This window comes from Halobellus sp. GM3 (genome assembly GCF_052545375.1).
The window spans coordinates 42,750-63,305 of the sequence record NZ_JBQWLT010000003.1 but is presented as its reverse complement, the minus strand read 5'-3'; the positions used below and the strand labels follow the sequence as shown (position 1 = coordinate 63,305).

The 20,556-nt window shown below is 67.1% G+C and carries 20 protein-coding genes; 8 read left to right on the top strand and 12 right to left on the bottom strand.

Going from position 1 to position 20,556, the window contains the following annotated elements; genetic code table 11:
• Positions 1-9: 9 nt before the first annotated feature.
• From ACT3HL_RS05715 to ACT3HL_RS05695, 5 genes are read right to left on the bottom strand one after another with little or no spacing between them, the layout of a single operon-like run.
• Positions 10-717 (bottom strand): ATP-binding cassette domain-containing protein, encoded by a 708-nt coding sequence (locus ACT3HL_RS05715; RefSeq protein WP_445085851.1) that lies wholly within the window; start codon positions 715-717, stop codon positions 10-12.
• Entirely contained in the window at positions 714-1,529 is an 816-nt protein-coding gene (locus ACT3HL_RS05710; RefSeq protein WP_445085850.1) for an ATP-binding cassette domain-containing protein, read from the bottom strand. The genes ACT3HL_RS05715 and ACT3HL_RS05710 overlap by 4 nt, the downstream gene beginning before the upstream one ends.
• A gap of 2 nt (positions 1,530-1,531) precedes the next feature.
• Positions 1,532-2,635 carry an ABC transporter permease subunit gene (locus tag ACT3HL_RS05705; RefSeq protein WP_445085849.1) on the bottom strand — a complete coding sequence of 368 codons (1,104 nt, stop codon included), beginning with the start codon at positions 2,633-2,635 and terminating at the stop codon, positions 1,532-1,534.
• The gene (locus tag ACT3HL_RS05700; RefSeq protein ID WP_445085848.1) at positions 2,632-3,651 is read right to left on the bottom strand and encodes an ABC transporter permease subunit; all 1,020 of its coding nucleotides are present in this window, start codon (positions 3,649-3,651) and stop codon (positions 2,632-2,634) included. Before ACT3HL_RS05700 ends, ACT3HL_RS05705 begins: the two co-directional genes overlap by 4 nt.
• An 8-nt stretch (positions 3,652-3,659) precedes the next feature.
• Positions 3,660-4,958 carry an ABC transporter substrate-binding protein gene (locus ACT3HL_RS05695; protein WP_445085847.1) on the bottom strand — a complete coding sequence of 433 codons (1,299 nt, stop codon included), beginning with the start codon at positions 4,956-4,958 and terminating at the stop codon, positions 3,660-3,662.
• Positions 4,959-5,323: 365 nt separating this feature from the next.
• On the opposite strand from ACT3HL_RS05695, the gene ACT3HL_RS05690 reads away from it, so the two are divergent.
• Genes ACT3HL_RS05690 through ACT3HL_RS05680 form a run of 3 tightly spaced genes read left to right on the top strand, consistent with a single transcriptional unit; the run spans position 5,324 to position 9,011 of the window.
• The gene (locus tag ACT3HL_RS05690) at positions 5,324-7,270 is read left to right on the top strand and encodes a 3-hydroxyacyl-CoA dehydrogenase NAD-binding domain-containing protein (protein WP_445085846.1); all 1,947 of its coding nucleotides are present in this window, start codon (positions 5,324-5,326) and stop codon (positions 7,268-7,270) included.
• 5 nt (positions 7,271-7,275) lie between these two features.
• On the top strand, positions 7,276-8,472 hold the full coding sequence (locus ACT3HL_RS05685; protein ID WP_445085845.1) for a thiolase C-terminal domain-containing protein: 1,197 nt from the start codon (positions 7,276-7,278) through the stop codon (positions 8,470-8,472).
• Positions 8,469-9,011, top strand: a complete 543-nt coding sequence (locus tag ACT3HL_RS05680) for a zinc ribbon domain-containing protein (protein WP_445085844.1) — start codon at positions 8,469-8,471, stop codon at positions 9,009-9,011. The genes ACT3HL_RS05685 and ACT3HL_RS05680 overlap by 4 nt, the downstream gene beginning before the upstream one ends.
• Positions 9,012-9,215: 204 nt before the next feature.
• Here the strand turns inward: ACT3HL_RS05680 and ACT3HL_RS05675 are convergent, their stop codons facing one another.
• Both ACT3HL_RS05675 and ACT3HL_RS05670 read right to left on the bottom strand, forming a co-directional pair.
• Positions 9,216-10,826, bottom strand: a complete 1,611-nt coding sequence (locus tag ACT3HL_RS05675) for a long-chain-fatty-acid--CoA ligase (RefSeq protein ID WP_445085843.1) — start codon at positions 10,824-10,826, stop codon at positions 9,216-9,218.
• Between the two features lie 284 nt (positions 10,827-11,110).
• Complete coding sequence (locus ACT3HL_RS05670; protein ID WP_445085842.1) at positions 11,111-11,590, bottom strand: VOC family protein; 480 nt, start codon at positions 11,588-11,590, stop codon at positions 11,111-11,113.
• A 222-nt stretch (positions 11,591-11,812) separates the two neighbouring features.
• On the opposite strand from ACT3HL_RS05670, the gene ACT3HL_RS05665 reads away from it, so the two are divergent.
• The 5 genes from ACT3HL_RS05665 to ACT3HL_RS05645 all read left to right on the top strand — a co-directional run bounded on the left by ACT3HL_RS05665 (position 11,813) and on the right by ACT3HL_RS05645 (position 17,687).
• Positions 11,813-12,316, top strand: a complete 504-nt coding sequence (locus ACT3HL_RS05665) for a hypothetical protein (RefSeq protein ID WP_445085841.1) — start codon at positions 11,813-11,815, stop codon at positions 12,314-12,316.
• An 83-nt stretch (positions 12,317-12,399) separates the two neighbouring features.
• Positions 12,400-13,923, top strand: a complete 1,524-nt coding sequence (locus ACT3HL_RS05660; RefSeq protein WP_445086176.1) for a UbiD family decarboxylase domain-containing protein — start codon at positions 12,400-12,402, stop codon at positions 13,921-13,923.
• A complete protein-coding gene (locus ACT3HL_RS05655) occupies positions 13,920-15,431 on the top strand; it encodes a 3-octaprenyl-4-hydroxybenzoate carboxy-lyase (RefSeq protein ID WP_445085840.1) in 1,512 nt (503 codons plus the stop codon). The genes ACT3HL_RS05660 and ACT3HL_RS05655 overlap by 4 nt, the downstream gene beginning before the upstream one ends.
• A 2-nt stretch (positions 15,432-15,433) precedes the next feature.
• Entirely contained in the window at positions 15,434-16,507 is a 1,074-nt protein-coding gene (locus tag ACT3HL_RS05650; RefSeq protein ID WP_445085839.1) for an MBL fold metallo-hydrolase, read from the top strand.
• A 25-nt stretch (positions 16,508-16,532) separates the two neighbouring features.
• Entirely contained in the window at positions 16,533-17,687 is a 1,155-nt protein-coding gene (locus ACT3HL_RS05645) for an acyl-CoA dehydrogenase family protein (RefSeq protein WP_445085838.1), read from the top strand.
• Positions 17,688-17,902: 215 nt separating this feature from the next.
• Here the strand turns inward: ACT3HL_RS05645 and ACT3HL_RS05640 are convergent, their stop codons facing one another.
• From ACT3HL_RS05640 to ACT3HL_RS05620, 5 genes are read right to left on the bottom strand one after another with little or no spacing between them, the layout of a single operon-like run.
• Positions 17,903-18,178 (bottom strand): PaaD-like zinc ribbon domain-containing protein, encoded by a 276-nt coding sequence (locus ACT3HL_RS05640; protein WP_445085837.1) that lies wholly within the window; start codon positions 18,176-18,178, stop codon positions 17,903-17,905.
• A complete protein-coding gene (locus ACT3HL_RS05635; RefSeq protein WP_445085836.1) occupies positions 18,175-18,954 on the bottom strand; it encodes a Phenylacetic acid catabolic protein in 780 nt (259 codons plus the stop codon). The genes ACT3HL_RS05640 and ACT3HL_RS05635 overlap by 4 nt, the downstream gene beginning before the upstream one ends.
• On the bottom strand, positions 18,951-19,154 hold the full coding sequence (locus tag ACT3HL_RS05630) for a phenylacetic acid degradation PaaB family protein (protein ID WP_445085835.1): 204 nt from the start codon (positions 19,152-19,154) through the stop codon (positions 18,951-18,953). The genes ACT3HL_RS05635 and ACT3HL_RS05630 overlap by 4 nt, the downstream gene beginning before the upstream one ends.
• Positions 19,151-19,525 carry an iron-sulfur cluster assembly protein gene (locus ACT3HL_RS05625; RefSeq protein WP_445085834.1) on the bottom strand — a complete coding sequence of 125 codons (375 nt, stop codon included), beginning with the start codon at positions 19,523-19,525 and terminating at the stop codon, positions 19,151-19,153. The genes ACT3HL_RS05630 and ACT3HL_RS05625 overlap by 4 nt, the downstream gene beginning before the upstream one ends.
• Before the next feature lies 1 nt (position 19,526).
• On the bottom strand, positions 19,527-20,447 hold the full coding sequence (locus tag ACT3HL_RS05620) for a Phenylacetic acid catabolic protein (RefSeq protein ID WP_445085833.1): 921 nt from the start codon (positions 20,445-20,447) through the stop codon (positions 19,527-19,529).
• Between the last annotated feature and the right edge of the window lie 109 nt (positions 20,448-20,556).

Below are 20,556 nucleotides of genomic sequence, written 5' to 3'. Positions count from 1 at the left end.
CAGGGGACGTCAGACTCCGAGGTACTCCTGTCGGAGCGCCTCGTTCTCCTGTAGTTCCGCTGTCGAGACCTCCTCGACGATCTCGCCCTCGTCGAGGACGTAGTGCCGCTCGGCGACCGCCATCGCCACGGCGACGTTCTGCTCGACGAGAAGCACGCTGACGCCGCGTTCCTCGTTGATCGACTCGATGATCGACTCGATCCGGCGAACGATGTACGGTGCCAGTCCCTCGCAGGGCTCGTCCAACAGGATGAGCTTCGGGTTGGTGACGAGGCTCCGCGCGATCGCGAGCATCTGTTGCTCCCCGCCGCTCATATTCTTCGAGGGGCGGTTACGCATCTCCTCGAGTTCGGGGAACTGCTCGAGCATCTCCGCGACCGGGAGCGGGTCGGTGGCGTGGTTGGCCGCCAGCCGCAGGTTCTCCTCGACCGTCAGGTCGCGGAAGCACCGTCGGCCCTCGGGGACGAGGCTCAACCCCAACTCCGAGATCCGGTAGTTCCGCCGTTCCCGGAGGTCGTGGCCGTCGAAGACCATCGACCCGCCGAAGACGTTGGGTACGTCCGCACCCACGAGCGCGTGCATCGTTGTCGTCTTTCCGGCTCCGTTGCGGCCCAAAAGCGAGACGACCTCGTTCTCGTCGACGGCGAGGTCGACGCCGAACAGGACCTGTCCGGTCTCATAGCCCGCCTCGAGGTCGGAGACTTCGAGCAGGCTCATAGTTCCTCCCGCATACCGCCGAGGTACGCCTCCTGTACGTCGTCGTTGTTTCGGATCTCCTCGGGGGTGCCGGTCGCGAGGACCTGCCCCTGATCGAGCACCGTGATCCGGTCGCTGATCGAGAGGACGATCTCCATGTCGTGTTCGATCAACAGCAGCGTCAGCCCCATATCGTCGTGAATCGACTCGATGAGGTCCGTGGCGAGCCCCGTTTCGCTGGATCCGAGGCCGCTCGTTGGCTCGTCGAGAAGCAGCACCGACGGATCCGTCGCCAGCGCCATCGCGATTCCGAGCCGGCGCTGGTCGCCGTGCGAGAGGTTCTTCGCGGTGACGTCGCGTTTGTCGTCCAACCCGACCGACTCGAGGATGTCGGTGGCCTGTTCGACGTATTGGGCCTGCCCTTCGCCGAGGAGGTCGAACGAGAACGGCCCCGACTCCATCGTTTGTACCACGACTCGAACGTTCTCGAGGACGCTGAGCTCGTTGAACAGCTGATTCGACTGGAACGACCGAGCGAGCCCGTTGTGTGGGCGCTGCTCCTGTGACATGTCGGTGATGGCCTCTCCGTGGAGATAGACCGTCCCGTCGCTCGGCTCCAGCGCGTGGGTGAGGACGTTGAAGAGCGTCGTCTTCCCGGCGCCGTTCGGACCGATGATGGCTCTGAGCTCCCCTTCGGGAACGGCCAGTTCGACGTGGTCGACGGCGACGATGCCGCCGAACCGCTTCGTGAGCCCGGTCGCGCCGAGAGCGGCGCTCTGTGGGTCCACTCCGTCGCCCCCGGATTCTGTCGTGGAAATATCTGTCTCAGACATGGTTATCCCTCGGATTGGATTCGTTCGTAGGCGCGTTCGACACCGCTTCTGATGAGCCCCCAGACCCCTTCGCGCGGGGCGATCAGGACGGCGATGACGAACAGCAGTCCGAGGAAGAACTGCCAGTACGCCAGCACGCCCGCAAGCTCGAGGCTGACGAGCGGGAACTCACTCAGCGGCAAGACGAGCATCTCGAAGTCTGTGAGGTAGTCCTCGGCGAACAGCCAGATGAACGCGCCGGCGACCGGGCCGAAGAAGTAGTTCGCCCCGCCCAGCACGGTCATCAGGATGACGTCGCCGCTGGTCTCGACAGTCAGAAGCGAGAGGGTCGCCCCCTGCTCGTTCACTTCGAGGATGGTGCCGGCGTAGGTCGCGACCAGCGCGCTCAGCGTGAACGCCCAGACCTTGTACCGGTAGGTGTTGATACCCATCGCGCGGGCGAGTTCCTCGTTCTCGCGGACGGCGATGAGGGTCCGGCCGAACGGCGACCGGACGAGTTGCCACAGAAGCAGCAGTCCGACGAACACCGCCGCAGCGACGAGGTAGTGCCAGTCGAACTGGAAGCCGCCGAAGTTCACGTACTTGAGGCCGCGCTCGGCCTCGATCCACGCGGGGACGGCGCCGCCGGCGATGCCGGTCGTCCCGCCGGTCAGATCCGCCGGGTTGTAGTTGGCGATGAAATGCGCGGTCGTTCCGAACGCGAGCGTGAGCATCGCGAAGTAGATCTCGCCCTTCTGAACGGTGATCCGCGCGATGAGATAGGCGACGACCCCCGCGAGCCCGAGGGCGACGACGGCGGCCAGCACGAACGAGGAATCGAACCGCGAGAGGCCGATCGCCGTGACGTACGCGCCGATCCCGAGGAACATCGCGTGCCCGAACGAGAGCAGGCCGGTGTACCCGAGGAGCAGGTTGAACGACGCCGCGAACAGCATCCAGATGAGGATGGTGTTCGCGACCGCGCCGTACCCCAAGAACATGTCCATCGAGATGATCGGGCGGACGAGCACGACCATCAACAGCGCGCCGATCGGTACCTGATACCGACGCAGCGTGTCCAGCGGGAGACTCGAGGCGAGTCCGTCGCTTGCCGATTCGTGGCTCATTCGAGGAATCCCTCCTGCCCGAACAGCCCGCGCGGCCGCGCGAGAAGCACCACGATCATCACCAGATACGGGACCAGACCGCTGATGCCGGAGATGTTGAGCGCTTCGATGCTCGTCACGCCCGCGAGCGTTTCCAGATACAGCGGCGTCAGGTAGGAGGCCTCACCGATGAGGAGCCCGGCGACGACGCTGCCGAACAGGCTTCCGATGCCGCCGACGACGACGACGACGAACGCGAGGATAATGAACTGATTCGCCATCCCCACGTCCATCCCGACGGCCGTTCCGCGGAGGACGCCGCCGAGGCCGGCGATGGCCGCGCCGAGGACGAACATCGAGATGAACCGGACGTTCATGTTCACCCCGAGGAACTCGGCCATCTCGCGGTCGAGCACCCCGGCGCGGACGGACAGGCCGAAGTCCGTGCGCTCGATGAGCAGGTAGACGGCCGCGATGACGATGACCGAGACGACGACGGTGAACAGCCTGATCCGCGAGACGGTCGTGACCCCGAGGTTTAATCCGAGTTCGAGAACCTGCGGCGTCGTCACGCTCAGGGGTGAGCCCCCCCAGGACGCCCGGGTCGCTTCGCCGATCATCATCGCGACACCGAACGTCGCCAGCAGCCCGTTCAGCGGATTCTTGTCGTAGAGGTAGCGAAGCACGGTCCGTTCGATGACGACGCCCACGAGACCGACCGCCAGCGGCGCCAGAAACAGGGTCGCCCAGAAGGAAAACCCCCACACCTCCATAAACTGAAAGGTGAAGTACGCCCCGAGCATAAACAGCGCCCCGTGGGCGAAGTTCACGATCCCGAGTAACCCGAGGACGATGGACAGCCCCAGCGCGATCAGCACCAACACGAGTCCGTAGACGAGCCCGCCGACCGCCTGATCGACGAACAGGCCCGGACGGGAGAGTGCGCTCAGCACCGTCAAAAGCAGCAGGCCGCCCCAGATAACCGCGGCTGCGGGAGTGGTGCTGCGGTCTGTACCGGGAATCGGAATCTCGTTCATACTCGTGTTCACAACGAGCAGCCGGTCTCTTCGCAGCTACGCATTACGTCCTCGCCGGCGCTCGTCCCGGCGATATCGAACCACGCCTTGTAGGGCTCGTCCTGCATGTCCTCCATCGAGCGACCCGTGATCGCCCACGTCGGGTGGACGAGCTGGTGGTCGCACGCCCGCCACTCGAGGTCGCCGGGCATGATGTCGAGGGAGCGCTGGCTCTCGACGGTGTGGCCCTCCAGTTCGCCGCGGATCGCCTCGGCTGCGGTGGACTCCGCGCGGAGCGCCGCGCGGACCTGCTGATCCATCGCGATGTAGGCGTTCGCGTGGCGGACGAACGGGTCCGTCTCGCCCTCTTCGGCGACGCGTTCGCTGAAGGCGGTCGCGCTCTCGAGGGAGTTCGTCCAGCCGACGGAGGCGATGTCCATCATCGACGCCGACTCCTGTCCCAGCCCCCAGAACGCGATGTCCTCGGCCTGGTGGCCCATCAGTTTGAACTCCTCGTGCATCCCCTTGTTACGGAGCTGTTTCATCGCCAGCCGCTTGTCCAGCGCCGGCAGCACGAGGCCGATCCCGTCCGCGTCGGAGTTCTGGATGTTGTTGAGGAACGACGTGTAGTCGTCGTTCGGGAACGGGGTCGCCTCGGAGTTCACGACAGTTCCCCCGTTGGATTCGATCTCGTTGGTGTAGATCTCCTGGGCGTTCTGTCCCCAGATGTAATCGGAGTACAGCAGATACCAGTTGTCGGCGATGTCTGCCATCTGCGCCCCGATCGACCGGGCCAGCATCGTGTTCGAGGAGTACGTGCTGAACATGTGGGGGAGACAGTTCTCCCCTGTCAGCGTGTCGGACGCGCCGTCGGCGATGTAGGAGACGCCGTTGTCGGAGGCCCACGTTCCGATCTTCGTACAGACCGCCGAGGAGAGCGCGCCCTGGGCAAAGTCGATCCCATCGGACGTGACCGCGCGCTTCATCCGCTCTAACGCGGCGCTGGGGTTGACCTCGGTGTCGTACGTGGAGATCTCGATGTCGATGTCGAACTCGTTTTCGAGGTCCGTCGCAGCGAGTTCGGCACCGGTCCGCAGCGAGGAGCCCCACGGTGCGAACGGACCGCTCTGTGGGTTGAACACGCCGACGTGCAGAGAGTCCAGTCCCGTGTCCTGGCTCGTCGATCCGCCGTTCGATCCGGAGTCGCCGTCCCCGCTTCCGTCGCCGCCGTCGCCCCCGCCGCCGGTACATCCCGCAAGACCCGTTGTCGCGATAACTGACGCCGCTCCCGCCTTCTTCAGAACCGACCGTCTGGTAGGTGAACTCATGGTTCGCTCCACAACTTAGAGTAGAACACTATAATACTTTCGTTAAGATTATCACTGATTTGCGAATAGATAGTAAACGAAACCGCGATACACTTAAAATGCTGTTAGCAGTTCCGTCGCGCATATGTCCTATGGCAGCATATAGCAAATGCTCCCGAATAAATGGAAACAGGCCTAGCACAAGAGCCGCACCCCACGAGTGGCGTTCGGCCTGCCGGGTACGTACAATTGTATGGCCACTGACGCTTACAAATTATATCTAAACGCGCTCTCGCATAACCACTATTGTTCTAACTCGGATTTTTTTGATACAGTGTATTCGATCATCACAAGATTGAATAGCGGCGTTACCCCTTTGGTAAGCGATGCAGGAACCGAACATCCAACACGTCGCAGTCCTCGGGGCCGGCAGTATGGGTCACGGTATCGCCGAGGTCGCTGCGATCGCCGGGTACACGGTCTCAGTTCGAGACATCAAAGCGGAGTTCGTCGAGGACGGCCTCGACAACATCGAGTGGAGTCTGAACAAGCTGGCAGAGAAGGGTCAGATCGACGAGTCAGCAGAAGAGGTCTTCGACCGCGTCGAGGGGTACACCGACCTCGGAACCGCCGTCGAGGACGCCGACCTCGTCGTCGAGGCGGTCCCCGAGAAGATGGAGATCAAAAAGGACACGTTCGCGGAGGTCGACGAACACGCGCCCGAGGGCGCGATCATCGCGAGCAACACCTCCGGGCTCTCGATCACCGAGATGGCGAGCGCGACCGACCGCCCGGAACAGGTCGTCGGGACGCACTACTTCAACCCGCCCGTGCGGATGGACCTCGTCGAGGTCGTCCACGGCGAACAGACCAGCGAGGAGACGCTCGAACGCGTGCACGCCTACGTCGACTCGATCGGGAAGACCGGCATCGACGTCAAGAAGGACGTTCACGGGTTCGTCGTGAACAACGTCCTCGTGCCGTTCATGGGCGAGGCCGCGTGGATGCTCGACAGCGGGGAGTGCACCGTCGAGGCGGCCGACGCCGGGATGGTGTTCAACCGCGGCTACCCGATGGGGCCCTTCGAGCTCAACGACTACGGCGGCATCGACATCGCCGCCGACTTCCTCGAGTCCTCCGAGTACGAGGTCCCGCCCTCGATCGCCGAACACGTCGACGACGAGACGCTCGGTCGAAAGAGCGGCGCGGGCTACTACACCTACGAGGACGGTCCGGGGACGACCTACGGTCCCGGCGACGGCGAGGACTTCGATACGCTCCGCATCGAGGCCCGAATGATCAACGAGGCCGCGAAGCTGGTCGGCAACGACGTGGCGACGCCGGAGGACATCGACCTCGGCGTCCGCCTCGGCGGCCGCTTCCCGCTCGGCACCTGCCGCGTCGGCGATACGATCGGGCTCGACACCGTCCTCGAGAAGCTCGAGACGCTCTATGAGGAGACCGGGGCGGCGCGCTACGCGCCCGCGGACTACCTCGTCGAACTCGTCGAGGACGGCCACACGGGCGTCGACGCGGGGCGGGGCTTCTACGACTACACGGGCGAGTGGCCCTACCAGTTCCTGAACGTCGACCTCGACGACCGCGGCGTGCTCTCGATCGAGTTCGACCGCACCGAGCGGCTCAACGCCTTCAGCGAGGAGATGTTCGCGGAGGTCGGCCGCGCGCTCGACGACGCCGACACCGACGAGGTGTCCTGCGTCGTGTTCTCGGGCGCGGGCGACCGCGCGTTCTCCGCGGGCGCGGACATCACCGGATTCATGGCCAACGCGCCGACGGAGATCAGCGACGTCGAAGAGCCCATCGAGAAAATCTACGGCTTCGACCGGCCGACCGTCGCGGCCATCGACGGCTTCTGTCTCGGCGGCGGGTTCGAGCTGATGCTCGCCTGCGACATCCGGCTCGCCACGGAGGCCTCCACGTTCGGCAGCCCGGAGGTCGATCTCGGGCTCATCCCGGGCGGGGGCGGCACACAGCGGCTCACTCGCCTCGTCGGCGAGCCGCGCGCGAAGGAGCTCATCTTCCGCGGCAACCACTTCGGGGCCGAGCAAGCCGCCGACTGGGGCATCATCAACCGCGCGGTCGCCGAAGACGACTTCGAGGAGACGGTCGCGGAGTTCGTCGACGACATCGCGTCCGGGCCGAAAACGGCCCTGAAGGTCGCCAAACAGGTGATCAACGAGGGGCAGGACGCCAGCCTCGACGCGGGGCTCAAACTGGAGAGTCAGGGCTTCGGTCTCCTGACCACCACCGACGACATGATCGAGGGTGTCGAGGCCTTCAGAGACGACCGCGAGCCGGACTTCGAGGACTGATTCCAATGCCAGAAAACGCAGCAATCGTCGGCGGCGGGCTCACCGAGTGGGGCGAGCGCGACGCCACGTGGAAGGACCTCGCACAGGAGGCCGGCAAGGCCACGTTCGACGACGTCGACGGCATCGAGCCCGACGACGTCGAGGGGCTGTTCGTCGGCGCCGTCCAGCCGGAGCGCTTCGCGTTCCAGAGCCACGTCGCGCCGCTCGTGGCCGAGCTGCTCGGAATCGACCTGAACGGGATGCTGGCCCGCACCGAGCTGGCCTGCGCGAGCGGGCAGGCCGCGCTCAGGTACGCGTGGCTCGCCATCGCGGCGGGGCAGATCGACACCGCGCTCGTGCTCGGCGTCGAGAAGATGAACATCGACCGCGAGCATATGCCCGAGATCCAGTCGAACATGACGAACGTGCTCGATCGGGAGTTCGACGGCGTCAACGGGCTCAACGGTCCGTCGTGGTTCGCCCAGTACGCACAGCGGCACATGCACGAGCACGGGACGACCGCCGAGCAGCTCGCGATGGTGAGCGCGAAGAACAAGAGTCACGCCGCCGAGACCGACTTCGCGCAGTACCAAAAGCGCGTGGACGTCGACGACGTGCTCGACTCGTACCCGATCGCGCCGCCGCTCAGACTGCTCGATTGCAGCGGGATCACCGACGGCGCGGCGGGCGTGCTCTTGGTCAGCGAGGCGAAGGCGCGGGAACTGGGTGTCGACACCGCCGCCTACATCACCGGCAGCGGGCAGTCGTGTATGGCGAGCAACTCGGTCAACAACATCCCGTCGATGACGACGTGGCCGCAGGCCGCGGAGGCGTCCCAACAGGCCTACGAGCAGGCCGGCATCGAGGACCCCGTCGAGGACATCGACGTCGCGGAGGTCCACGACTGCTTCTCCATCAGCGAGATCATCGAGTACGAACAGCTCGGCTTCGCCGAGGAGGGCGAAGGCGGGGCGTTCATCGAGGAGGGCCGCAGCCAGCTCGACGGCGACGTCGCGTTCAATCCGCGCGGCGGGCTGCTCGGCTGTGGGCACCCCCTCGGCGCGACGGGCGTCTGTCAGGCGCTGGAGGTCTACCGGCAGTTCGCCGGCGACGTCCCCAGCGCCCGGCAGGTCCCCGACGACCCCGAGACCGGGCTCATCCACAACCTCAGCGGCAGCGCCTCAGTGCACAGCGTGATGACGTTAGCGAGGGACCCACAATGACCACCCACGACCACACCGACGACCGCGCCGCGGTCGAGCGCTCGCTCCGCGCCGACGGCGGCGAACGCGCCGATCCGCCCCGCGGAACGATCACTCTGCCCGACGAGATCGAGTTCCCGCGCCTGCTCGACTTCTACGACCTGCAGGACCCAGAGCACACGCGGATCCACCAGTTCTACGAGAACCTTTCCGACGGCGCGCTCACGACGACCGAGTGCGCCGACTGCGGGGAGATCCACTTCCCGCCGCGGGTCGTCTGCCCGGAGTGTCTGAGCGACGACCTCGAGTACACGGACCTGCCGCACGAGGGCGAACTCCACTCGTTCACGGAGGTCAGAGGGACCGCCGCGATCGGGATGCGCGATGACCCGCCCTTCGTCGTCGGCACCGTCGACCTCGGCCCGGTGCAGCTCTCTGCGCGCATCGAGGACGCCGAGTACGACGACCTCGAACTCGGCGACACCGTGCGGTTGAAGGTGATGGATATCGACGGCCCGACCGATCAAGACCGGGTGTTCTACCGGTTCGAGCCGGTCTGAACCGAGCGGAGTTCCGATTTTCGGCCGACGTAGTGGGGGCGCTGAAACGGCGCACCGCCATAGAGTCACGAGGTACCGAGAGACGGCGACGAACGGTTCTCTTCGAACGTACGGACGTGTGAGACGAATGGGTACAGCCTCGGCTGGGGACCCGCACGTCGGAGCGGGTCGAACGCGGAGGGGCGAAAGACGGTATCGCCCCCGTCAGTTGACGTCGCGCTCCTCGTCGTCCCAGTGGGACTCTCGGAGCTCGAACTTCTGGATCTTCCCCGTCGAGGTCTGCGGGAGGTCCTCGCGGAACTCGACGCTCGTGGGACACTTGTAGTGGGCGAGGCGGTCGCGGCAGAACTCGATGACCTCCGATTCCGACAGGTCCGAGCCCTCGCGCTTGACGATCAGCGCCTTCGGGGTCTCGCCCCACTTCTCGTGGGGGACGCCGATGACGGCGGCCACCTTGACGTCCGGGTGGTCGTAGAGCGTGTCTTGGACCTCGATGCTCGAGATGTTCTCGCCGCCGGAGATGATGATGTCCTTCTTGCGGTCGACGATGGTGAGCATCCGGTCCTCGTCCCAGGTGGCGATGTCGCCGGTGTGGAACCACCCGTCGACGCGGTCGTGGAAGGCCTCCTCGGTCTGCTCGGGCTTGTTCCAGTAGCGGTCGAGGACCTGATTGCCCCGGACGACGACCTCGCCTTTGGTTGCGTCGTCAGTCGGGACGACCTCGCCGTCCTCGTTGACGACGCGGATCTCGGTGTTGAGCGTCGCGAAGCCGGGTTTGTTGATCACGTCGTACTTGTCTCCCTGCTGGATCTTCCGGCGGGAGTTGGAGGTGGTGATGATCGGCCCGGTCTCGGTCGCGCCGTAGGCGTGGATGATGCGCCAGCCGAGTTCGTCCTCCGTGCGGCGGATCGTCTTCTTCGGTGGGGGGCTCGCGGCCGTCTCGACGCGGACGTCCTTCTCGCCGGTGGACGGCACGTCGGCGTCCTCGTAGTATTCGAGAAGCATGTTGAGGACGGTCGGCGCGCCACCGAGGTAGGAGACGTCGTACTCGTTGATGCGCTCGAACACCGTCGCCGGGTCGAACTGCCGCTGGATGACGTGTCGGCCGCCGATCCCGGTGAGCCCGTAGATGTGTCCCCAGCCGTTGATGTGGAACATCGGCGAGGTCCAGAGGAGCGTGTCGTCGTCTTCGAACTCCACGTGGTGGGCGTGGATCATCGCGTGGTAGTGCTGGATGCGGTGGGTGTGGACGACGCCCTTCGGGTCGCCGGTCGTCCCGCTCGTGTACAGGATGGTCGCGTCGTCGTTCTCGTCGATCTCGGGGCGCTCGACCGCGTCGGGGTCGGCGTCGGCCAGCACGGGCTCGTAGTCGTGCCATCCCGCCGGGTCGCCGCCGCCCTCGGCGTAGCGGTCGGCGTCGTAGACGACCCACTCCGTGACGCCGCTCTCCCCGCGGAGGTGTTCGAGTTTCTCCGCGTAGTCGTAGTCGGCTATGACGACGTCGGGGGCGCAGTCGTCGATGAGGTAGTCGTACTCCTCCGGTTGCAGGCGGAAGTTCAGCGGGACGAACAGCGCGCCCAACTGCATCGTCGCATACAGCGTCTCGATGAAGTAATGAGAGTTGGGCGAGAGCAGCGCGACGCGGTCGCCCTTCTCGACGCCCCAGTTCGACAGCGCGTCCGAGAGCCGGTCGATGCGCTCTCCCAACTCGTTGTACGTGTACTCTGTGCCGTCGTCGGCGATGAGTCCGACGTCGTCGCCGAATAGTTCGACCGCGCGATCCAGGAAGTCCGTCGTGAGTAGTGGTCGGTGCATAGTGATGAGTCGCGAGTTACGGTTCGCTCTGCGGGGAAGCGGGCGTCTCGTCCCGCCGGCGGACCGGCCGTGCCGGCATCGGGACACCCGGATGCCGAACGCCGCCGCCTCGTCTGGCGGTTTCGGGCCGGATTTGCCATTTCGTGTCTTCCCACATCGCTGTTCGTGTACTGATTTACAATCATTTTTAATCTTTCGGTGAAACTTACCAAGCAATCCGGATACGACGCCGCACAGTAACTAAATTAACGGCGGTTGCGGGCGCGGGGGACGGTTGCCGCCGGCTACTCGCCCGCGCTGAGTCGACGCCCGCGCATAAAGAACGACTCCTCGTCGAACTCGCGCCCGTCGGTGAAGGCGCCGGTGTACTCCATCAGCTGGAACAGGACGCCCGTCTCGTTGCGGGGCGAGACGAACGCCTCGGTCCACCCCTCGTAGGACTGCCGATCGATCGTGTCGACGCCGACCCCCCCCAGCGAGTCGATGACGGCGTCGATGTCGGCCACTTCGAGGGTCACGTGGTGCAAGCCGGGGCCGTGTCGATCCAAGTACTCCGTGAGGAACGACTCCTCGGCGACCGGTTCGATGAGTTCGATCCTTGAGGCCCCGCCCAGTCGGTAGTAGACCCATCGGAAGCGGTCCTCGACGGTGTCGTCGACGACTTTCTCACACCCCAGTGCGGTCAAGACCGGTTCGGCCTCGTCGACTGACTCGACGGCGACGCCGACGTGGTCGACGCGGATGCTCGTCTCGTTCGGATCCATATCGTCCGTTGTTCGGCGAGCACTAACCTAAATCCTGCCGGTGGCGTCGAGCGGCTCGGTCCCTCGGACGGGTCTCGCCGTCCCGTCGCGCGCGGTCGAAGCACCGGGTTGAACGGCGAGCACGCGCGGAACCCCGGCTCGACCGCACCGGGAGAGTTTATAACGGGGCATCCCCAAAGCGTCGTCTATGAACACGGTGGCCGGCTTCGGCGGGTGGCTCGCGTGAGCGACCGCTACGTCACCTCCGAAGATCACCTGCCCGCCGACACCGATGGCGAACTCACCCTGCAGGTGATGGATCAGGAGACGAAGCATATCTTCACCACGCGGGCGCGGATCGCTCGCGATCCGGACGAGCTCACCGATCCGGACTCGCTGACGATCACGCGGGGGCCACACGAGAACCGCGAAGAGCAGTGGTACATCGAGATCATCGAGACGAACGTCGGGGAGACGAGCGTCGACGAGGCGGTCCTCGAGGCGTGCTTCAAGCGGAGCCGGGAGGGATCGAACGTCCTCACTGCCCGCGGGGAAGACGTCAAGACGCTCGTCTCGTACCTGGTCGAAACGGGGGAGTACGACTCGGTCTCGACCGCGACACGAACGCTGTTGCGCGAACACCTCGCGGAGACGCGCCCCGAACTGGTCGACCGCTACGTCGATCTCGCGGCCGAGCGCGAGCGCGAGGAGATGCAGCGGCGCCTCGGCGGGGGCGAGGGGGAGTGACCCGATCGCCGAACGCGGGCGACGGGCTCCGCGCGGACGGCGGGACGGCGACAGCGCCCGCCCCGGACGAACCCGCGGACAGCCTGCGGGCGTATCTGGCTGGGCTGGCGGGCACGGGCGAACTGAACCGCATCGGGGCCGACGTCTCGTGGAACCTGGAGGCCAGCGCGATCACGATGTTGGCGAACAACCGCGACGACCGCGTGCCGGTCTTCGAGTCGGTCACCGACAGCCGAGTGTCGGCGCGGTTGGTCGGCGACCCCTACCGCGGGTCCCGCGAGCGGCCGTGGGACCGACCGGCCCGGGCGCTCGGACTCCCGAGTGATCTCGACGGCGACGCGTACTACGAGGCGATCATCGACCGCCTGCGCCGCCCGATCGAACCGACGACCGTCGACGCGGCTGAGGCGCCGTGTAGGGAGGTGATCCGCCGGGGCGCGGACGTCGACCTCTTCGCGTTCCCGTGGCCCTACATCCACGCCGCCGACGGCGGGCGGTACTCGAATCTGCACACGATGGTCGTTCCCGACCCCGACTCCTCGTGGACCGACTGGTCGTCTCACCGGGCGATGATCCAGGACGGCGACCGCGCGAGCGTCCTGCTCTTGGCCGGCGAACAGACGCCGAATCTGTTCTACTACCGCTATGAGCGGCGCGGGGAGCCGATGCCCGTCGCACTCGCGATCGGTGTCGAGCCCGCGGCGCAGTTCACCGCCTCGATGTGGATTCCGACCGGCAGCGACGAGGCGGCCTTCGCCGGCGGCCTGAAGGGCGAGCCGATCGAGCTCGTCGAGTGTACGACCAACGAGCTCACCGTCCCCGCGAGTGCGGAGCTCGTCATCGAGGGGCGCATCCTGCCCGGGGAACGACTCGACGAGGGGCCGTTCGGCGACTACTTCGGCTACATCCACGGCCCGCGGCGCTCGATGCCGGTGCTGCAGGTCGACGCCGTAACGCACCGCGAGGACCCGCTCATCCCCTTCTGCGTGGAGGGCTCCGGCGTCGGCCACTCGCTGAACACCAGCGCGACGATCGAGGCCGCCTGCGTCGGCCCCGACGCGACGCTCGGGCTGCGGGTGGCTGGCTACGACGTCAAAAAGTGCGTCCCCTGGCGGTTCACGCCGCGGAGCGTCTACGTCGTCTCGACGGACGTGTCCCGACCGGGCTACCTCCACGAGCTGGCGAACTTCATCTTCACCACGTGGGGGATGCTCCACGTCGACTTCTTCGTCTTCGTCGACGCCGACGTGGATCCGCTCTCGACGCGGGAGGTGCTCGAAGCGCTCGCCCTCCACGCCGACCCCGACGCGGACTTCCACCAGTTCGGGGCGGACGCGATGCCGAAAGTCCCGCTGAACATCTATCAGACGCCCGAGGAGAAGGGCGACGCCGAGACGGGAACGTCGCGGTCGAAGACCTCGAAAGCCTACATCGACGCCACGACCGACGGCGACGAGGAGACGCCCGCGCGGCGTTCGTCCCCGCCGGCGGACGTGCGGGAACGGGCGCTGGAGGTCCTCTCGGCGGCCGGCGTCGACATCGAGGACCCGGGCACCAGCGGAGCGGTCGGCGGCGACCCCGCTGGGATCGGAGGTGACGGCCAGTGAGCGGTCTGCGGACGCACCTCGACGCGCTCGAAGCGGCGGGCGACGTCGTCGAGGTCGGCGAGCGGACGCACTGGGCCGACACCGCGGCCGCGGTCGCGGGGGAGGCGGCCCGAGCCAACGGCCCGGCGGTCCTCCTCACCGAGACGGGCGGGGCGGCCCGGCTCGCAGCCGGCGTCTTCGGCGGGCCGGACCGCCTCTCGGTCCGCGCTCGCGATCCGTGGTCGCGCGTCGGTCTCGCCCTCGGCCTCGGGGGGGGCGCGGGCTACCTCGACGTGCTCGACGCGCTCGTGGCCGCCCGCAGCGGCGGTCCCGATCCGGAGACGGCCGAACCGGCCGCGACCGAGACGGTGTCGGACCTCCGGTCGCTCGGGCTGCCGGCCGTCGGTGGCGCGGACGGGCCGACCGTCACGCTCGCGCTCGCGACCGTCCCGGCCGCGTCGCCCGACGATGCGGACGCGGCCGCCTCGACCCCGCCCGGAACAGACGTCGACGCGGTCCAGTGGCTCCCCGCCTGCGGGTCGGTCCACGGCAGCGACAGGCTCCGGCTCACCGTCCCGGCGGAGCCCGTTCGTGACTTCGAGGCCGGCGACGCCCTGTCGGTCGTGCTCGGCCCCCCGCCGACGGCGCTTCTCGGAGCGACGATGCGGTGGGTCGGCGAGTCGCACATCGCCGGTGCGCCACGCGTCGCGAGCGCGTTGGGGCCGGTTCCGGTCGCGCCGACGGCCGCGGGCGCGGTGCCCGCCGAGAGCGAAGTGATCGCGGAGGCGACCGTTACGGCGGCGAGTGCGCCCCCCCGTGCAGGCTCCGAATCGACTGGGGGATCGGCGGCCGGCGGACCGAGCGAGCCGTGGGAAGACGCCGTCGCGACGGCGACGCTCGAGGCCCGAATCGATTCCGTGACCGCTCGCGAGGATCCCGTGATCCCGTTCTCGCCGGTCGGCGCGCCGATGGCCGACGGGCGGGTTCTCCTCTCGATCATCGAGTCCGCGCGCCTGTACGGTCGCGTGAACAACTACTGGGGCGTCTCCCCGGTCGAGTGGCTCGCGCTGCCCGCGGAGGCCGGCCTCGGGATCTGTCTGGTGGCGAGCGACATCCTCTATGCGGGCTTCGAGTGGCAGTTAGCCAACACGCTGTTTTCGTTCTCGCGGCTGTTCGATAAGGTGTTCGTCCTCGACACCGAGACGGCCCCGATGGACCTCGGCCGGGCCTTCGACGACATCTGGGTGAAGGCGCACCCGGCGAACGACTGGGAGTTCTCCGACCCGGAGGCGCCGGCCGCCCACGCGCCCCGCTACCGGCGGGACGGGTCCACCGGCGCGAACGTCTACGTCAACGCCGCGTGGGACCCCCGGTGGGACGAGGAGTACATCGCGCCGCGCGTCACCTTCGAGACGACCTATCCGCGGGACATCCGAGAGGCCGTCAGGGACCGCTGGACGGCGCTCGGCTTCGAGCACGGCCCCGAACACGAACCCGGCGGTTGCCGGGGCGACGGCGGGGGCGAGTAGCGATGCCCGAGTCGACGCCCACAGAGCGCATCGCACACGCGGCCGCCAGTCCGGAGGGCGCGAACAGCACCTACGTCCTGCCCGACCGCGGGGTCGTCATCGATCCCGGCCCGCCGGGCGAGGCGTCCTGGCGGACGCTGACGGAAGGGCTCCCGGCGGCGGGGCTCTCGGTCGACGCCGTCGAAGTCGTGATCGTGACGCACTGGCACGCCGATCACGCGGGGGTGGCGCCGCGGCTGGCGGCCGCCGCGGGCGTTCCCGTCACCGCACACGCTTCCGACGCCCCGTTGATCGGCGACTACGCGATCGAGCGCGAGCGCCGCCTCGACCGCGACGCGAGCCGGCTGCGCGAGTGGGGCGTCCCCGACCGGATCGTCGCAGCGATCGGTGACGCCGACGAGCCGTCGCCGATGCCGGATCGGTGCGCGGTCGACGCCGTCGAGGACGGCGACTCGGTCGCCGGCGTCGAGGCGGTGCACACGCCTGGGCACACGGAGGGCCACCTCGCGATCGATGCCGGCGACGCGCTCTTCCTCGGCGACTCGGTCCTCCCGACGTACACGCCGAACGTCGGGGGATCCGACACCAGATCGACGAGGCCGCTCTCCGCCTATCTGCACACGCTCGACCGGCTCGAAGAGCGGCTGGACCGCCCCGCCGGGTCCGAAGACCGTCTCGGTGAGAGCCTCGATGGCCCCGAGGGCGTCCGCGCGTTCCCCGGACACGGACCGACGGTCGACCTGCCGGCGCGGATCGAAACGATCCGAGCGCACCACGCGGAACGCGTCCGCGAGGTGGTGTGCGCGCTTCCCGGCCCGGGCGACGCCGACGGGGAGGCCTCGAGCTCGACCGCGCGGGGCCGGACGCCCTGGGAGGTGGCACGGGACCTCTTCGGGGAGATGCGGGGAATCCACGCGAAGATGGGCGCGGGCGAGGCCGCCGCCCACCTCGCGTTCGCGGCCGAGCGGGAGTTCGTCGAACGCGTCGGGAGCGATCCCGACCGGTACCGCCGGACGGGGGCGGACGCGTCGCCCGATCGCGTCGCGAGCGCGCTGTCCGCGTCGCGTTACTGCTAAGTCCCCCGCCGTCGCAGGAGTAGGTATGACGTTACTCGAGCGCGCGCTCTCAGAGGAGCACCACGACGTTCTGGACCGAGCCGAGTCGTTCGCGACCGACACGCTCGCCCCCCGCGCGGAATCGATCGAGCGGACTCGCGAGTTCCCCCGGGACGTCGTCGAAGCCGCCGGCGACGCGGGGCTCCTCGGGATCCTCGTCCCCGAGGAGTACGGCGGCCTCGGCGGCGATTTCGTCTCGTATTGTCTGGCGCTCGAACGGATCGCCGCCGAGAGCGGCGCGGTCGCAGAGATCATTCAGGGGCACACCTTCGCCACGCTTCCCGTGCTGAACTTCGGCAGCGACGAGCAGCGCGAGCGGTTGCTCCCGCGGATGGTCGCCGGCGAGGCCGTCGGCGCGATGCTGTTGACCGAACCCGGCGCCGGGTCGTCGCCGACCGAACTCGAAACCGTCGCGGAGGCGACCGACGACGGCTATCGGATCTCCGGGGAGAAGTCCTTCGGCACGAACGCCGGCGTCGCGGACATCCACCTCGTGATCGCCCGGAAGCGCCCGCAGCCGGAGGACTCCCACGGCGTCAGCGTCTTCATCGTGCCCAGCCCCGAGGAGGTGTCGGGGTTCACCTTCGAGCGCGGCGAGTACCTCGGGATGCACGGGCACGTGACCGGCGACGCGACCTTCGAGGACGTGGCGGTCGACGCCGACGCGCTGCTCGGGCGGGTCGGCGGCGGCTTCCGGATCGCGATGGGAACGATCGACATGGCCCGGACCGGACTGGGCGCGATCGGCTGCGGGATCGCGCGCGCGGCGTTCGAGGAGGCGATCGACTACGCGGGCGACCGCGAGCAGGGCGGGAAGGCCGTCGGCGAGTACCAGGCCGTGCAGGTCCTCGTCGCCGAGATGGACTCCCGCCTCGAGTCGGCCCGCAGCCTCGTGTACGACTCCGCGGTCCGCATCGCCGACGGCGAGAGCGACACCCGGGCGTCCTCCCGCGCGAAGTTCACCGCGAGCGACGCCGCCGAGTTCTGTACGCGGAACGCGATGCAGATCTTCGGCGGCAAGGGCTACCGGACCGACTACCCGCTCGAACGGTACTACCGCGACGCCCGCATCCTCTCGATCATCGGCGGCACCTCCGAAATCCAGAAGACGACCGTCGCGAGCGAAGCGCTGGGGCTCTGAGCGGCGGTCTCATACTGACTGCTTAGGCCCGTTTCGGTGTTCACACTGACTGCTGTGGGCTCTTACCGGTGCTCGCCGCCACCGGGCGGTAGTGAGCATGGTGCATAGTCACGGCGGTCAGTATCGCACCGTCGAGTCGATGACGCGGCGCACCCCCGCACGCGGCGGTCGGATGCGACCGCTCGAAAAACGCCGGTCAGAAGCGTCCGGTCGATTCAGCGCGCGCCGTCGCGTTCGCGGCCGGTGTCGGGCATCGCGCCGTCGTATTTGATGCGCTCGAAGACCGTCTGACAGCCGTTGCAGTAGTACTGGCTCTTCGAGATCTCCGTCCCGAACGTGGACTCGAGTTCGGTGTCGGTGGATCCACAGAACGGACAGGCCGCTTCGGGGCCGTCCGCGCCGCTCCCGCCGTCCCCGCGGACCGCGGCGTCACCGTCCTCGCGCCCGCCGTCGGCCGCTCCGGGCGCCGAGGGCACGTTCGAGGAGCTCATTCGATGACGTACTCCCGGTTCGAGACGCCCTGTAGCTGCTCGATCACGCCGTCTTCGACGTGGCCGGTGCCGCTACGGCGGCGCGTCTCGTCCCACGACTCGGGGTCGGGAACGTCGTCTGCAAGCGGCGGAACGGACACGTCGGTCCCCTCGAACAGCGCCTCGTAGTGCTCGTGGAACGCGGCGCGGACGTCCGCGGCGGAGCGGTCGGTGAAGCCGGCGGCCACGAGCGGGTCGTCGTCGCCGCTGTAGGTCGCCGGACCGATGAACGCGAGGATCCCCGGGAAGTACTCTTCGAGAGCCGCTTCGACGGCTTCGGGCTGGTCCTCGGCGAGCGTCTCCAATCGCGCGTCGTGGTGTTCGAGATGGAAGTACTCGTCCTCGCCCATCTTCTGGACCATTCCGGTGAAGTCGTCGTGGTCGATGGCGTCTAAGAGCAGCCACGCGGCGCGATCCGCCAGCGCGACCTGCACCATGAACGTGGGCCAGGCTTCCGCCTCCGAATCGAGCGGCTCGGCGTTGGCGTACTCCTCGGCGTCGCGGTCGGCCTCGAGCCACTCGTCGTCGACGCCCTGCTGTTTGAGCAGGCGGAACAGCTGTCGGACCTGTCCGATCTCGTCTTGGGCGTTGCTCGCCCCAGAGATGTCGTCCTCGAGGTGGGGGCCCTTGAGCATCCACTCGCCGTAGCGCTGTCCGAGCAGGAGTTTGGTGTCGGCGACGGCTTGGACGTACTCGACTGCTTCCTCGGGCCAAGCGGCCTCGGCTTCGGCGCTCATCGCGCCCTCCCGCCCACGATGGGCTGTTCGTCGACTTCGATCAGATCGTCGTCGCGGACGACCCCCATAAACTCCCAGTCCTCCTCGTCGTAGGTCCGGTGTGCGTAGATGCGCGCGAGGCGGTCGGAGTCGGCCTCTACGGTCCCGGCGTGGATCATATCGTCGCCGGCGTTCTCTCGGGTGAAGACGTGGTATCTCATACGCCGACACCCGCCTCCCGGAGTTCTTCGCGCGCGTGTTCGGTCAGCATGTCCTTCGACCAGACTGGGTCCCACGTGATCTCGATATCGACGTCGGTGACGCCGCGAACCGTGCGCAGCGCCGCCTGCACGTCGTGCTGGATCATATCGTAGGCCGGACAACCCATACACGGGTACGTCATCGTGACGGTGACGTCGCCGCCCTCGGCCTCGACGTCGTAGATCATCGCCATGTCCACGAGGCTCACCGGGATGTGCGGATCCGGTACCGTGTCGAGCGTGTCCCAGAGTTCCTGTTCGAACTCGTCTGCGTCGTCGCCGGGGCCGATGTCGAGTCCGGCGGTACCGACGTCCGCGGCGTTAGCGCTCATCTCAGACACCCACCGTGAGTTTGCCGGACTGGATCATGTTGACGTAGCGCTCGTTGGCGGGGCCGCGGTCGCGCCAGCGGTCGAGGACGTCGTTCCAGCTGATCGGCTCCTCGAAGCGCCACTCTTTGTTCTCGGCGTCGAAGGCGACGGGCGCGTCGTATTCGAGGACGTACTCCTCGTCCTGCTCGTCGTAGTGCGCCGGCACCTCGAGGTTCAGTTTGTCAGCCAGCGGCACGACGTGGCTCATCCACTCCTGGCGGAGCTCGTCGTTGGTCTTGCCCTTGATGCGGTAATCGAGCTGGTCGGTGTTGTGCTTTTTGTCGTCCGGGAGACCGAACCACTCGATGCCCATCGGGAACATCCAGTCGACGGCGTCTTGGACGTATCCCTTGGTCTTCTCGGACTTGTTGACGAGGCGGCGCATCCACGTCTCGCCGTGGCGGAGGTGGAACTGCTCCTCTTTGCCGACCTTCCGGAGCGCGCGTTTCCACGGGGCGTAGGAAGTGTTCTGCTCGATGTCGCTCAAAAGCACCATCCCGGCGCGGTCGAACATCCCGTGTGCGCTGACGAGTTCGGCGAAGGTGTCGAGGTGCTGGTCGAACCCGTAGGTGTTCCGGAACTCGTGGGGTTCGCGCTCGTAGAGGAGTTCCTCGCGGTCCTCGCCGAGGTCCTCGAGCAGTCGGTAGGCGATGTGGCCGTGCCCGAGCTCGTCTTGGATCACGCTGACACAGGAGGCCCGCGCGTCGAGCGTCGGCGCGTTCATCGACTGCTCGTAGTAGGCGGGCGCGCTCATCAACTCAGTGTCGGCCGAGACCTTGAGAGTCGCCTTGAGGGCCTTCTTGTAGCCCTCAGTCATCTCGGACTCGTCTTCGATCATCCGACCGTTCTGGATCTGCTGTTTGAATCGTTTTTCTGTCGGCATTGCTTGCGAATTAGCTCCACGCTGTTCTTGTCGTTAATACTTCTTAAGGTTTGTCCCTCGAACTGAAGATTTATTATTGATGACCGCGCGGGCCGCACGCGGCGGTTCG